This is a genomic window from Roseateles subflavus, from assembly GCF_030285365.1.
GTDB classification, from domain to species: domain Bacteria; phylum Pseudomonadota; class Gammaproteobacteria; order Burkholderiales; family Burkholderiaceae_C; genus Roseateles_B; species Roseateles_B subflavus.
This window is the reverse complement of sequence record NZ_JASVDS010000002.1, coordinates 229,760-243,324: the sequence shown is the minus strand read 5'-3', so window position 1 is coordinate 243,324 and position 13,565 is coordinate 229,760. Positions and strand designations below refer to the sequence as shown.

14 protein-coding genes are annotated in these 13,565 nt (G+C 69.4%); 9 read left to right on the top strand and 5 right to left on the bottom strand.

The window, feature by feature from the left end:
• Positions 1-27: 27 nt before the first annotated feature.
• Together ttcA and QRD43_RS06860 are read left to right on the top strand one after the other, a co-directional pair.
• Positions 28-966, top strand: a complete 939-nt coding sequence (gene ttcA, locus QRD43_RS06865; protein WP_434063857.1) for a tRNA 2-thiocytidine(32) synthetase TtcA — start codon at positions 28-30, stop codon at positions 964-966.
• Positions 963-2,039 carry a DUF1176 domain-containing protein gene (locus QRD43_RS06860; RefSeq protein ID WP_285981754.1) on the top strand — a complete coding sequence of 359 codons (1,077 nt, stop codon included), beginning with the start codon at positions 963-965 and terminating at the stop codon, positions 2,037-2,039. The genes ttcA and QRD43_RS06860 overlap by 4 nt, the downstream gene beginning before the upstream one ends.
• 89 nt (positions 2,040-2,128) lie before the next feature.
• Here QRD43_RS06860 and QRD43_RS06855 read toward each other — a convergent pair whose 3' ends face one another.
• Positions 2,129-2,626: a hypothetical protein gene (locus tag QRD43_RS06855; RefSeq protein ID WP_285981753.1), complete on the bottom strand. Its 498-nt coding sequence runs from the start codon at positions 2,624-2,626 to the stop codon at positions 2,129-2,131.
• Between the two features lie 217 nt (positions 2,627-2,843).
• On the opposite strand from QRD43_RS06855, the gene QRD43_RS06850 reads away from it, so the two are divergent.
• From QRD43_RS06850 to QRD43_RS06840, 3 genes are all read left to right on the top strand, one after another.
• Positions 2,844-3,455: a DUF4136 domain-containing protein gene (locus QRD43_RS06850; RefSeq protein WP_285981752.1), complete on the top strand. Its 612-nt coding sequence runs from the start codon at positions 2,844-2,846 to the stop codon at positions 3,453-3,455.
• A 115-nt stretch (positions 3,456-3,570) separates the two neighbouring features.
• Positions 3,571-4,956, top strand: coding sequence for a bifunctional UDP-N-acetylglucosamine diphosphorylase/glucosamine-1-phosphate N-acetyltransferase GlmU (gene glmU / locus QRD43_RS06845; RefSeq protein ID WP_285981751.1), 1,386 nt, complete (start codon positions 3,571-3,573; stop codon positions 4,954-4,956).
• 128 nt (positions 4,957-5,084) lie between these two features.
• On the top strand, positions 5,085-5,573 hold the full coding sequence (locus tag QRD43_RS06840) for a hypothetical protein (RefSeq protein ID WP_285981750.1): 489 nt from the start codon (positions 5,085-5,087) through the stop codon (positions 5,571-5,573).
• Positions 5,574-5,730: 157 nt separating this feature from the next.
• On the opposite strand, the gene QRD43_RS06835 is transcribed toward QRD43_RS06840, so the two are convergent.
• Positions 5,731-6,600 (bottom strand): transposase, encoded by an 870-nt coding sequence (locus QRD43_RS06835; protein WP_285981749.1) that lies wholly within the window; start codon positions 6,598-6,600, stop codon positions 5,731-5,733.
• Between the two features lie 160 nt (positions 6,601-6,760).
• The gene (locus QRD43_RS06830; RefSeq protein WP_285981748.1) at positions 6,761-7,240 is read right to left on the bottom strand and encodes a thioredoxin family protein; all 480 of its coding nucleotides are present in this window, start codon (positions 7,238-7,240) and stop codon (positions 6,761-6,763) included.
• 131 nt (positions 7,241-7,371) lie between these two features.
• Here QRD43_RS06830 and QRD43_RS06825 point away from each other — a divergent pair, with 131 nt between their 5' ends.
• Positions 7,372-8,280, top strand: a complete 909-nt coding sequence (locus tag QRD43_RS06825; RefSeq protein WP_285981747.1) for a DUF808 domain-containing protein — start codon at positions 7,372-7,374, stop codon at positions 8,278-8,280.
• Here QRD43_RS06825 and QRD43_RS06820 read toward each other — a convergent pair whose 3' ends face one another.
• Entirely contained in the window at positions 8,281-9,144 is an 864-nt protein-coding gene (locus tag QRD43_RS06820; protein WP_285981746.1) for an ion transporter, read from the bottom strand.
• 59 nt (positions 9,145-9,203) lie between these two features.
• Here QRD43_RS06820 and QRD43_RS06815 point away from each other — a divergent pair, with 59 nt between their 5' ends.
• Positions 9,204-9,440, top strand: a complete 237-nt coding sequence (locus QRD43_RS06815) for a hypothetical protein (protein WP_285981745.1) — start codon at positions 9,204-9,206, stop codon at positions 9,438-9,440.
• Between the two features lie 20 nt (positions 9,441-9,460).
• The gene (locus QRD43_RS06810) at positions 9,461-10,075 is read left to right on the top strand and encodes a UPF0149 family protein (protein ID WP_285981744.1); all 615 of its coding nucleotides are present in this window, start codon (positions 9,461-9,463) and stop codon (positions 10,073-10,075) included.
• A 61-nt stretch (positions 10,076-10,136) separates the two neighbouring features.
• Here QRD43_RS06810 and QRD43_RS06805 read toward each other — a convergent pair whose 3' ends face one another.
• The gene (locus QRD43_RS06805; RefSeq protein ID WP_285981743.1) at positions 10,137-12,839 is read right to left on the bottom strand and encodes a S9 family peptidase; all 2,703 of its coding nucleotides are present in this window, start codon (positions 12,837-12,839) and stop codon (positions 10,137-10,139) included.
• A 271-nt stretch (positions 12,840-13,110) separates the two neighbouring features.
• On the opposite strand from QRD43_RS06805, the gene QRD43_RS06800 reads away from it, so the two are divergent.
• Positions 13,111-13,398 (top strand): hypothetical protein, encoded by a 288-nt coding sequence (locus tag QRD43_RS06800; protein WP_285981742.1) that lies wholly within the window; start codon positions 13,111-13,113, stop codon positions 13,396-13,398.
• Positions 13,399-13,565 lie beyond the last annotated feature (167 nt).

Genomic DNA, 13,565 nt, shown 5'->3' with positions numbered 1-13,565 from the left:
GACGAGGTAGACATGACGAACGAAACGATGGACATCGAGACCGCGCAGAGCATCGAGCCCATGGACGGCTTGGACGCCGCCACCGTGGCCGCCGAGAAGAAGCACGCCCACGAGATGAACAAGCTCTCCAAGCGCCTGCACCGCCTGGTCGGCCAGGCCATCGGCGACTTCAACATGATCGAGGACGGCGACAAGGTCATGGTCTGCCTCTCCGGCGGCAAGGACAGCTACGCCCTGCTCGACATCCTCATCAACCTGAAGCAGCGCGCGCCGATCAAGTTCGACATCGTCGCCGTCAACCTCGACCAGAAGCAGCCCGGCTTCCCCGCCGAGGTGCTGCCGACCTACCTCAGCAGCATCGGCGTGGACTTCCACATCGAGACGCAGGACACCTACAGCATCGTCAAGAAGCTGGTGCCCGAGGGCAAGACGACGTGCAGCCTGTGCTCGCGCCTGCGCCGCGGCATCCTCTACCGGGTGGCCAAGGAGCTGGGCGCCACCAAGATCGCCCTGGGGCACCACCGCGACGACATCGTCACCACGCTGATGCTCAACATGTTCTTCGGCAGCCGCATGAAGGGCATGCCGCCGAAGCTCGTGAGCGACGATGGCCAGAACGTGGTGATCCGCCCGCTGGCCTACGTGCGTGAGAGCGACCTCGTCACCTGGGCCGAGCACCGCCAGTTCCCCATCATCCCGTGCAATCTGTGCGGCAGCCAGGAGAACCTGCAGCGCGCCAACGTGAAGGCCATGCTGCAGGACTGGGACAAGAAGTTCCCCGGCCGCGTGGACAACATGTTCACCGCCATGGGCAACATCGTGACCTCGCACATGATGGACCGCGAGCTCTTCCCCTTCCAGACCATCAAGGCCACCGGCGTGCCCGATGCCAATGGCGACATCGCCTTCGACGAGGACGAAAGCTGCGCCGAGCCCAAGCCCGCCACCATCAGCATCGTGCGATGAAGCGCCGGCTAGGCGGGCTGCTGCTCCTGCTGGCCGGTGCGGCCCACGCGGCGGGGGCCGGCGCCCAGGCCAGGCCATTCGAGCAGCGCTTCGGGGACTGGACCGTGGCCTGCGACAACGTCCGCACCTGCTCCGCGCAGGGCTACCGGGCGATGGACGAGAGCGGCCCGCAGGCCGGCCTGTGGCTGTCGCGCCAGGCCGGTCCGCAGGGCACCTGGACGGCCCAGCTCCACCTGAGCGGCTCGGACAGCCCGGAACTGCCGGACGGCACGCTGGCCGAGGTCCGCGTCGGCACGCGCCGCTTCAGCCGGGTGCCGCTCGACACCGACATGCCCGCCGCCACGCTGCAGGCGCTCGTGAAGGCCATGCTGGAGGCGCCGCAGATGCAGGTCACGGCCGCCGGCAGCACGGCCACGGTGTCCTTGCAGGGCCTCAAGGCCGCGCTGCTGAAGATGGACGACGTCCAGGGCCGCGTCGGCACCGTCACGGCCTGGGTGGCCCGGGGCAAGGCCGCACCGTCCCAGGTGCCGGCAGCCCCCGCGATGCCGCTGATCGAGGCGGCCCCGCCGCCCGTGCAGCTCCCGGAGCAAGAGGCGCGGCCGCTGCTGGCCCGGCTGCGTGCGCTGCCCTCGGTGAGGTCGGAGTGCGCCCTGCTGGGGGAGGCCGTCGATGAGGCGGACCGGCTGCCGGACGCCACGCTGTTCAGGATCGCGTCGGGAAGCTATCTGCTGCTGATGGACTGCGGCCGTGCGGCCTACCAGATCAGCTCGCGACTGTGGCGGGTGACGCTGCGTCCCCAGCTCGCGGCCCGGCCGGAAGTGCTGCCGGACGTGGGCGAGCCCGCGCTGGACCTCATGAACGCCGACTTCAGCGAAGGGCGGCTGAACACCTGGCACAAGGGCCGGGGCGTCGGTGACTGCGGCAGCAGCCGCCAGTGGGTCTGGACGGCCACCGGCTTTGCCTTGCGCACGGCGGACGAGTCCCCCGACTGCAACGGCCTGTTCGGCGGCGGCCCGGGGCTCGGCCTGTGGCAGGCGGAGGTCCGGACGACGGCCGCCCCGGCGAAGCGCTGACCTCGGCCCGGCCGTGTCCCTCGAATGAAAAACGGGCCCCGCGGGGCCCGTTGTCATGTGCGAGACCCGCGCGACGGCGGGCGCCCGGCTCACTCGCTCAGCGGCGTGGTCCAGGCGATGTCGTAGTGGTTCAGCGCCAGGATCTTGGACTCGACGTCCAGGAAGCGGTTGGCTTCCTCCTGGCCGACGGCCTTGACCATCTTCGGGTGGTACTTGCGCAGCAGCTTCAGCTCAGCTTCGGCCAGGGCCAGGGAATCCTTGGAGGCCTGCTTGGCCTGGGCGCCCGTCAGCTTGTCACCCTGGTTCACGGATTCCACGACCATGCGGGTGCGCTGGCGGGCCAGCTCGCCGGCTTCCTTGGCGTAGGCGTCATAGACAGTGTTGAACTTGGCGGTTTGCGCAGCGTCCAGCTTCAGGTTGTGCAGCACGACGGCCTTGCGGTCCGTGCGCAGCTTGTCGCGAATCGCCTGGACACGGGCAGCGTCAGGGCCGGGCGTGGCAACTTCGGCAGCCAGCGAGGGCAGGCTCAGGCACAGGGCCAGGCCCAGCAGGGGCAGCGTGCGCAGCAGGGGCTTGCGGACCAACATCAGAAATCTCCTCAACTCAGAACGGAAAAAACCCGAGCGAGTGTTTCAGTGGAAACGCGGGGCGTCAACATGGTTTTCCTCAGCGCGCAGGCAGGCCGGTGCGAGCTGCGGGCCGCCTGGCGTCCTCTGGCGGCAGCTTTACCTCCTGGACGAGAAGGGGCGCTGCCCACTCCCTAGAATGAAGACATCCGGCTGTGGCCGCGAAGAGGAGTCCTCCATGAACCGACGCCTGTGGATGCTGGGCCTCAGCGCCCTGTCCCTGCTGGGCCTCGCGGCCTGCAGCAGCACTTATCTCGTCAGCGCCGAGGTGCGCAGCTTCGGCCAGTGGCCGGACGGCCGCCAGCCCGGCACCTTCGCCTTCGAGCGCCTGCCCTCTCAGCAGCAGGCCGAGGCCGCGCAGGCCAGCCTGGAAGCCGCCGCCCGGGCCGCCCTGGAGAAGGCCGGCTTCAAGCCGGCCGCCGACGCCAAGAGCGCGTCCGTGGTCGTGTCCATCGGCATGAGCGTCAATCCGAACGACCAGGCCCCCTGGGACGACCCGCTGTGGTGGCGCTGGCACGGCAGCTACTCGAGCTGGCGCTACGGCCCGCACTGGCGCGGCGGTCTCGGTCCGATGTGGACGGAACCCCGCTACGAGCGCGGCGTCGCGCTGCTGCTGCGCGACCGCACCAGCGGCGAGCCGCTCTACGAGGCCCGCGCGAGCAACGAAGGCATGACCATGGGCGACGCCCGCCTGCCCGGCGCCCTGTTCGAGGCCGCCATGAGCGACTTCCCGAAGGTCGAGCCCAAGCCGCACCGCGTCAGCGTGCAGGTCAGCCGCGACGGGTCCTGAGCCCGCGCCCACGCCCCGGGACCGGCCCCCTCGTTCCCGGGCCGGGCCCGGCCGGGCCTGTCACGGTCGACCGCCATAATCGCGTCTTCCCATCAAGACCACGCGATTCCTCGACATGGCACTGAACATCGTCATCATGGCTGCCGGCAAGGGCACCCGCATGAAGTCCGCCCTGCCCAAGGTGCTGCACAAGCTGGCCGGGCGCTCGCTGCTGCAACACGTGCTGGACTGCACCGCTCCGCTGGCTGCCAGCCAGCGCGTCGTCATCACGGGCCATGGCGCGGCGCAGGTCGAGTCGGCCGTGGCCGCGAGCGGCGCGCAGTTCGTGCGCCAGGAGCCGCAGCTCGGCACGGGCCATGCCATCCAGCAGACCGTGCCCGTCCTGCCGGCGGACGGCACCACGCTGATCCTCAACGGGGACGTCCCGCTGATCCGCACCGAGACCGCCCGCCGCCTGGCCGAGGCCTGCGACGGCCGTGCACTGGTGCTGCTCACCATCGACCTGGCCGACCCGACGGGCTACGGCCGCATCGTGCGTGCCGGCGGCCAGCCGGACGGCGCCGTGCAGGCCATCGTCGAGCACAAGGACGCCAGCGCCGAACAGCGCCTGATCCGCGAGGGCTACACCGGCATGATGGCCGCGCCCACGGCGCTGCTGAAGCGCTGGGTCATGGCGCTGTCCAACCACAATGCGCAGGGTGAGTACTACCTGACCGACATCGTCGCCATGGCCGTGGCCGAAGGCGTGCCGGTGCTGGGCGTGAAGGCGCCGAACGAGACCGAGGTGCTGGGCGTCAACAGCCCGCTGCAGCTGGCGGACCTCGAACGCCGTTTCCAGCGCCAGCAGGCCGAGGCGCTGATGGAAGCCGGCGTTCGCCTGGCCGACCCGGCCCGCTTCGACGTGCGGGGCACCCTGCAGTGCGGCCAGGACGTCGAGATCGACGTCAACTGCATCTTCGAGGGCCAGGTGACGCTGGGGGATGGCGTGCGCATCGGCGCCCACTGCGTGATCCGCAATGCCAGCATCGCAGCCGGCGCGCGCATCCATGAGTTCACCCACATCGACGGCGAGTCGGCCGGCGCCAGCGTCGGCGAAGGCGCCCTGATCGGCCCGTTCGCGCGACTGCGCCCGGGCGCTCAGCTGGGCGCCGAGGTGCACATTGGCAACTTCGTCGAGGTCAAGAACTCCACCCTGGCGCGCGGCGCCAAGGCCAATCATCTGGCCTACCTGGGTGACGCCACCGTGGGCGAACGCGTCAACTACGGCGCCGGCTCCATCACCGCGAACTACGACGGCGCCAACAAGCACCGCACCGAGATCGGCAATGACGTCCACGTGGGCTCCAACTGCGTGCTCGTGGCCCCGGTCAAGCTGGGGGCCGGCGCGACCATCGGCGGCGGCTCGACCATCACCAAGGACGTGGCTGAAGGCGAGCTGAGCGTGGCGCGCGGCAAACAGGTGGGCATCAGCGGCTGGCAGCGACCGGCGAAAAAACGCTGAAATAGCAGGAGCTTGCGTGACAAAGTTCATCCTCCTGCCTAGGATGGGCCCATCGACCCCTCTTCAGGGGGCGCCAAAGTCGCCGAGCCTGCCTAGCATTGCCAGCAGGTGGAAGAAAGCAGTACCCCATGGCACACACGCATCCTGAACCCATGAGCAGCGAATCGCCGGCCTTCGAGGCCGACAGCTCGCCCGAGGCCGAACGTGGTCAGTTGCTGGCCGGCCTCGACGCCGTGCTGGACGCCGACGCGCAGGCCGAGGAGCTGGCCCGCACCGAGGCGCTGGAGCGCATGGCGCTGTACCACGCCCGCTGCGACGACGCCGCGAAGGCCTGCTGGTACCTCTGCCGCAGCCTGGGGCTCGCACGCCAGGAACCCGGTGAACCCAATCTCGAGCTGCTGTTCGACTTGCTGGGCGCCCTGGCCGACCTGCCGGCCGAAGTGGCCACGGCGCCGCAGCCCGAAGCCATGGGCGAAGGCGACGGCCTGGGCGTGTTCGAGCTCTGCAACCAGCTGGCGGCTGCCCGCGAGCTGACCCAGGAAGCCTGGGACGACGCCGAGGCCCAGGCCTTCGTGAACGCCCCCTGCCCCTCGCTGCCGGCGCACGCCATGCATTGAGCGCGGTTGCGCATCCCAAGAGAAGGGCACCGTCACGCGGTGCCTTTTTTTTCATCAGCGCAAGGTTTCCCCTTGCCGATCAATCACTTGCCGGGACTACCGCCAGCTTTTGCACGGACTTGTCCACAGACGGCGGGGATAGTCCGCAGCGGGCCGATCAGGCCTGGTGACGCTGGCGCTCGTGACCCGCGATCAGGCGGCTCACGCGAGAGACGGACAGCCCCAGCTCCCGCGCCAGGCCGGTCATCGACAGGCCGCCCTCGGTGTGCGCCCGGTAGAGCGCCTCCTCGCGGCTGCCGGCCTCCTGCAGCCAGTCTCGCCACGGCCGGCCCTTGAGCGCGGTGCCTCCGCGGGCCGGCCGGCGGCCCGTGCCCGGCCCCAGCTGGCGCTTCAGGCGCTCGACGAAGGCCGCATCGCCGAGGTAGATCTGCTGACGCAGGTGCTGCCAGAGATCGAGCGAACCGGCGTCCTGCATGAGCTTCTCGTAGCGCTGGGCCGCCCGGCGCCGGTCGGCAGCGCCGTGCAGGGCATGGCCCGCCACATAGGTCTGCAGGCCCTGGACGTCCAGCCACTCGGGCGCCTCGGCCTGGCCGATGTGGGCGGCATAGCTGGACCACGGCCAGCCCGCCGGCGACGCCGCCAGGCCGCGCCGCACGCCGCCGTACTCGACATGCCGGCAGGCGTCCAGCAGCAACTGCTCGCGGTCGACGAGCACCGCCTTGAAGCGCCCCTGGAACAGATGCCCGACGGTCCCGTGGCGGCGATTGCAGCCCTGGGTGTAGACGCCATTGATGTGCCGCATCAGGCGCGAGAGATTGGCCTGGCGCGTGAAGAGCAGCAGCTCGTAGGAGTCGGGCTCGAGGCAGTAGGCCAGGACCTGGGCGTCGAAGCGCTCCATGGCCTGAGCGATCACCGCGAGCAATGCCCGGCGGTCCGCGTCGTCGTGGAACACCACCGCGCCCGCCTCGGCCTTGGAGCTGAGGTGGTAGACGGCGCCCGCAAATTCGATCCGCAGTGGTCTGGCCATGCTGCAAATTAGGCCAGCAGCCCCCAAAACGCAAGTGCCGGGCAAGGCCTGACCCCACACACTGGGGACGTCATCCGGACGTCCTCCTGGGGAGCGCGCCATATGCCATGGGGCCAGGTGTTGCGTTCCCGCCAAACGTGGCCCGGGAACGCCGTCGGCGTCAGTGCTTGAGGCCGTCCAGCACCTTGAGGACCGCGTCGTCCCCCATGTTGCGGGCATCGGCGAGCTCGCCGCCGCTGGTGGCGCTGAGCACCTGGCCATCGCGGCCCAGGACGGCCACGGCGGGGATGCCCTTCTTGAGCGGCACACCCAGCTGCGCGGCCAGATCGGTGTTCTTGTCGAAGCGGCCGACATTGACCTTCAGGACGACGAAGCGCTTGGCCACGGGACCGGCCAGCGTGCCGCCGGAGAACTTGCGATCCAGGGCCATGCAGTCCCCGCACCAGTTCGCGCCGAAGACCACCAGCACATTGCGCTGCTGGGCATTGGCCTGGGCCAGCGCCTGATTGAGCTCGGCGCGGGCATCGGCCTGCTCGTTGTAGACCTGCTTGGGCGCGTCGTCGGCATGGGCAGGGGCCAGGGCAGCCACCAGGCTCAGGGCCAGGGCGCTGCTGCGAAGGAGGGTGGCAAGGGTGTTCATGCGCGCAGTGTGCCGCAAGACACCCCCCATGCCGGAATGCACACGGCTGCCCAGGAGCTCATGGGGTCCGCCCCTGACGGGTTCCTGATGCCAAATCAGGTACAAAGCGGGGTTTCAACTTCGTGCCCATCATGGCCTCGACCCTTCTTGCCCTCCTCGACGACATCGCCACCCTGCTGGACGACGTCGCCGTCCTCTCCAAGGCTGCCGCCCAGAAAACCACGGGGGTGCTGGGGGATGACCTCGCGCTCAATGCCCAGCAGGTCAGCGGCATCCGGGCCGAGCGCGAGCTGCCGGTGGTGTGGGCCGTGGCCAAGGGCTCGATGCGCAACAAGGCCATCCTCGTGCCCGCGGCGCTGGCCATCAGCGCCTTCGCACCCTGGGTCGTGCTGCCCCTGCTGATGCTGGGCGGCGCGTATCTCTGCTTCGAGGGCGTCGAGAAGCTGGCGCACAAGTTCCTGCACAAGGCCGAGGACGATGCGGACCATGCCCAGCAGGTGCAGGCTCTCAGCGATCCGGCCGTGGACCTCGTTGCCTTCGAGCAGGACAAGATCAAGGGGGCGATTCGCACCGACTTCATCCTGTCGGCCGAGATCATCGTCATCACCCTGGGCCTGGTGGCCGGCTCGCCGCTGCTGACCCAGGTGATGGTGCTCAGCGGCATTGCGGTGCTGATGACCGTGGGCGTCTACGGCCTGGTGGGCGCCATCGTGAAGCTGGATGACCTGGGGCTCTACCTCAGCGGCAAGGCCGAGTCCTGGAAGCAGTCGCTGGGCGGCCTGCTGCTCGCCGCCGCCCCGCGCCTGATGAAGACGCTGGCCGTGGTCGGCACCGCCGCGATGTTCATGGTGGGTGGCGGCATCCTCGTGCACGGCCTGCCGCCGGTGCACCATGCCATCGAGCACGTTGCGCAGGCGCTGCCGGCCGTGCCCGCCCTGCCCTGGGTGGTCTCGACGCTGGGCGAGGTGCTCGTGGGCATCGCCTGCGGCGCCGTGGTGCTGGCGGTCGTGGAAGGCGTCGGCAAGCTGCGCCAGCGCTGATCAGATCGCGTCGCGCTGGTAGGGCGGGAGCCGCTCGCCGCAATCGCGGCAGTAGCGCGCCTCGGGCAGGTGCCCTTCGCTCAGGCAGTGGGGGCAGCTGCGCGTCGTGGGCGTGCTGCCGCGCCGCTGCGCCGTCATCTCGGCGGTCACGATGCCCGTGGGCACCGCCAGCACGCCCCAGCCCAGCAGCATCATGGCCGAGGCGATGAGACGGCCCAGGTCCGTCTTGGGCGTGATGTCGCCGAAGCCGACGGTCGTCATCGTCGTCACTGCCCAGTACATGGCCGTCGGGATGTTGACGAAGCCGTTCGCCGGCCCCTCGACCACATACATCACCGTGCCCATGATCAGCACGGCCATCAGCACGACCGAGAGGAACACGAGGATCTTGCGCGTGCTGGCCCGCAGCGCGCTGCCCAGGCTGCTGAACTCGTGCAGATAGGCCCCGAGCTTGAAGACCCGGAAGATCCGCAGCAGGCGCAGGATGCGCACGTCCACGAGGGCGTAGGCTTCCGGCATGAACAGCGCCAGGTAGGTGGGCAGCACGGCGAGCAGGTCCACGATGCCGTAGAAGCTGCGCACATAGCGCCAGGGCCGCGGCACGCAGGCCACGCGCAGCACGTACTCGACCGTGAAGAGCGCCGTGAAGAGGTACTCCGCGATGTCGAAGGCGCGCTCGAAGTGCAGGCGCCAGTCAGCCACACTCTCGGCGATCACCAGGGCCACGCTGAGCAGCACGGCGACCAGCAGCGCCACATCAAAGGCCTTGCCGGCGCGCGTGTCCGCCTCGAAGATGATGGTGTAGCAGCGGGCTCGCCAGCCGCTCAGGGGCGCCATGCCAAGGGCCGGGTCTGGATGCGTCATTTCGCTAGCCTAGCAGCCGACGCGCGGCCGCCAGCCCTTCGACGAGGGAGAATCACGGGATGAAGACACACACCATCGAAGTCCAGAAGCTCAAGGCCGCCGGCAACGCGCACGGCCTGATCATGCTCAAGGTGGACGCACTGGTCGCGCCCAAGGCCAATGTCGAAGGCCTCGAGCCCAGCTCCATCCTGAGCATGACCGAGGCCAATGCCCGCGTGCTGATGTCGCTGCTGAAGGCCCAGATCGCCGAGCTGGACACCAAGAAACCCAAGAGCCGCCACGGCCGCCACGGCTGAACCCAGACTGAAGACACCCCATGGAATATCCCAGCTACAACCCCGCCTCCGACTACCTGCCGCTCCGCGACGAGGAGCTGTCGGCGCTCGATGACATGCTCAGCAAGCTGCCCAGCGATGCCGCCATGAACATCGAGGCGCTGGACGGCTACCTGACCGCCCTGCTGCTGAGCACGCAGCCCCTGGCCTCGCTGCCCGGCGCGGCCTGGCTGCCCGAGGTCTGGGGCGGTGACGGCGCCGACGGCGTCGCGCCCTTCGTCAGCGGCAAGCAGAAGAAGCGCGTGATGATGCTCGTGCTGCGCCACGTGCACAGCATCGCCGTGCAGCTCAAGGAACGGCCCGACGCCTGGGAGCCGATCTTCAGCATCGCCGTGGACGACGACGGCACCGAGCTGACCGACGCCGAGGACTGGTGCATCGGCTTCATGCTGGGCGTCGACCTCGCAGCCGACGACTGGGCCACGCGCTTCGAGGACGAGACGCAGGGCGCCCTGCTCTCGCCCATCGCGCTGCTGGGCGGCGACGAAAGCCAGCAGGACCCGCAAGACCTGGCACAGCTGGCCAATCCCCAGCTCAAGGATGCCCTGAGCCGAGAGATTCCGGACGCCGTGCTGGCACTGGCCGGCCACGGCTGACGCGCCCTCGCGCCCACGAAAAAGGCGACCCGCGGGTCGCCTTTCTTGTGCGTGTCGCCGCTTACTGCGCGCGGCCCAGGTGCTGCAGCCAGAAGGCTTCGTACTTGCGGTGCCAGCCGGCGGTCTTCACCACGCCGCCCATGCCGTGCTCGCCGTCCGGATCGAGGAAGAGCTCGACCAGCGACTCCTTGCCGGATTCCAGCAGCGCGCGGTAGACGTTGACCGTGTCCTGGTAGAGCACGTTCGGGTCCATCATGCCGTGGACCAGCATCAGCGGCTTGCGCAGGCCCTTGGCCATGGGCAGCAGCGAGTACTTGCGCAGGGCCGGCTTGCTGCGGTCCACCTTGCCGATGGTGCGGCCGCTGTACCAGCTGTTGTAGTTCTCCCATTCCGTCGGGCCCGCACCGGCGATGCCGGCCGCGAAGACGTCAGGCTGCGTGTACATCGTGTACTGCGTCTGGAAGCCGCCGAAGCTCCAGCCGTTGAGGCCGATGCGCTGGCCGTCCACGCCGAAGTTCGCCTTCATGTGCGCGACGAGGTCCAGCAGGTCCTCGGTCTGCGGCAGGCCGACCTGCTCGAAGTTGGCATCGGCGAAGCGGCGGCCGTAGTTGGAATGGCCGCGGGTGTCGATGGAGACGGTCACGTAGCCGTGCTTGGCCGCCATGTACATGCCGAACAGGTAGCCGGTGGGCTGGAAGCTGTCGGTCTCGATGGTGTGGCGGTCGTTCAGCGGGCCGCCGTAGACGTAGACCACCGCCGGGCGCCGGTCGCTGGCTTGCCAGCCCTTGGGCTTGAAGACGTAGGCGTTGAGCGTGTCGCCGTGGCGGTTCTTGAAGCTGAAACGCTCGGGGCGCAGCGGATGGACGGCGTCGAAGGCCGGGTCATTGCTCTGCGTCAGCACCTTGGGCGCCTTGGCCTCGCCAGCGCCAGCGAGGAGCTTGAGCTCCGGACGCTGCGACCAGTGGCCGGCATTGGCCGCCACCCAGCGGCCGTCGTACGAGACGGCGGCATTGCGGTGGTAGTCAGGGGACTGGCCCAGGGCCTGCATGCGGCCGCTGGCCATGTCGACGCGCCACACGTTCATGGCGGCGTAGTCACCCTTGTTGCTGACCACGAACATCTGCTGGCTGTCCGGCGTGAAGCCGACGACGCGGTGCGCCTCGAAGTCGCCCTCCACCAGGCGCTTGAGGCGCTTGCTGGCGAGGTCGTAGGCATAGGGCTGGCGCCAGTCGTGGTCCGCCAGGATGAGCACCAGCGTCTTGCCGTCGGGCGTGAACTCGGGCTCCATGACGTTGACCAGCTCGTGGTGCACGTCGCCGCGACGCTCGAGGATCATCTCGGGTTTGGCGTTCTCGTCCGCCTTGCCCAGGTAGACGCGCAGCAGCTCCTTCTCGCGCTCGAAGGTCACGAAGGCGTAGTGGCTGCCGTCGCGGGCCCAGGCCACGGGGCTCATCTCGAACCAGACGTCGCCGCCCTTGTTCGTGAACACCGGCTGCGGCTGGGCCGTGGGCGCGGCGCCCTCGGCCGCGACCTTGCGGATGTACAGCGCCAGCGGCTGCTCTAGGCGCTTGTCGTCCGAGACCTCGCGCTCCACCTTCTTCGCGGCGGCGAAGCGGGTGTTGTAGTCCATGATCTCGACCATGCGGCCGGGCTTGGGCGCCGGGCCCTTGCCGTCGGCGGCGGTCAGCGGCGCCTGGGCCAGCAGGGACATCCAGCGGCCGTTCTCGCTCAGACGGGTGCTGCTGATGCGGTACTTGCGCTCGGCGTCGTCGTCATGGATCAGCTCGCGGTTGAGCACCTGCACGCCAGCGGCATTGAAGCGGCTGCGCAGCACGCGGGTGTCATCCTGGTAGATGAAGCCCTGGTCGTCCGGCGTGAAGGCCACGATGCGCAGGTTGCGCTGCGTGCTCAGCAGCGGCTGAACCTTGCCGTCGGCCGCCTGCCAGCGGTAGAGGCCGCCGCGGTACTGGAAGATCAGCTCGTCGCGCTGGTTGGCCCACACGACCTGGGTCACGCCGGGATAGAGGTCGCCCGGCTTGAGCTTGTGCTTGGCTTCCTTCTTCTTCAGCTCGTCGCGGAGCTCCCAGAGCTCCTTCTCCTTGTCCGCGGGCTTGTCGGCCTTGGCCGTCGCGCCGGCAGCGCTGGCGGCACTTGCGGCCGGTGCCGCGGCGTCCGCCACGGGCTTGCCGGCGCGCCGGGCGGCCAGCGCCTCGGCGGCCTTCTTCTCGGCCTCCGCCTCGGCCTTCTCGGCCGCCTTCTCGGCGTCGTCCTTCGCCTTCTTCTCGGCGAGCTCCTTCTTCAGCTGCTCGATCGCGCGGGCCTCGAACTGGCCCAGGTCCACGTTCTCGCCGCGCAGATAGGCCTGCTGCAGTTCCTCGCGCTGCTGGCGCTCGGCCCACTCGGTCTGGCGTTGCTGCGCCTTGCGGGCAAAGCGAGCCAGGTCCTCGGGCGCATCAAAGGCGGCCATGGCGGCCGGCGAGGTCAGGCGCAGGGTCTTGCCGGTCTGGGTGTCGTGGATGTAGAGATCCGTGCCCGGCTCGCCGAACGGATTCCAGAGATAGGCCAGGTAGCGGCCGCTGTGGCTGAACTGCGGATCGCGGGCCGCCTCGCCCCGGTAGGGCTGGGTGCGGAACAGGCTCTCGAGGCTCAGCGACGGCGCGGCGACGTTCGGGGTGGCAGGGGCGGCCTGCGTCTGCAGGCTCGTCGCGGCACTGAAGGCCAGCACGAGGGCGCAGGCGACAGAGGCGGGTTTCCAGGCTTTCAAGGGGATCTCCTCAACAGGCTCCGGCGGGTGCGCCAGGCGGGCAGGATTCTAGGAAGCACCCCCGGACTTGCGGCCGCCCAGCCCCCCGCGATGCGCTGGACGGCGGAATCCGGCCCCTCAAGCACGAGGGATGCGGGCGCCAAGCGCCCTGGAATGCGCGGAAATACGGGTTTTGTTCGAAGCCACGGCCCCGGGTGCTGCGCTACCATCGATTCACCGGTGCGCGGGGTCAGCCCTTGCGCCAGGCAACAAGGGGCCCCCCGTGGCTGTCATGCTCCAGAAAATCATCGCTGCGCTCGGTCTGCTGTGCGTCCTGTGGATGGCCGTGCACATGATGCTCGGCCCGCGCCAGCGCCTGGCCCTGGAGCGCGGGCCGCGCGCCACCTGGCGCTGGCTGCAGCGCCATCTGCTGTGGCGCTTCAACTCCCGCGAGCGCCGCCGCATGGCCCGCGAGGAGGCCCTGGGCGCCATCCAGCGCGCCAAGCGGGCCGCCAATGACGACGGCCTCTGGGAAGGCAATGTCTACCGGCCCAAGAAATTCGAAAAACCGAAGAAATGACCCCCCCTACCGGCTTCGCCGGCCCCCCCAGGGGGGCGGCGCCGGCTGACCGGCGGAGCCGGATCAGCGGCACCCGTTGGGGCGCGATGCGCTTCGCGCGATCGCGGTGGGATTTGCTTCCCCCCTCACGGCGTTGCGAGCCCCCCGGGGGGGCGGCGCCGGCTGAC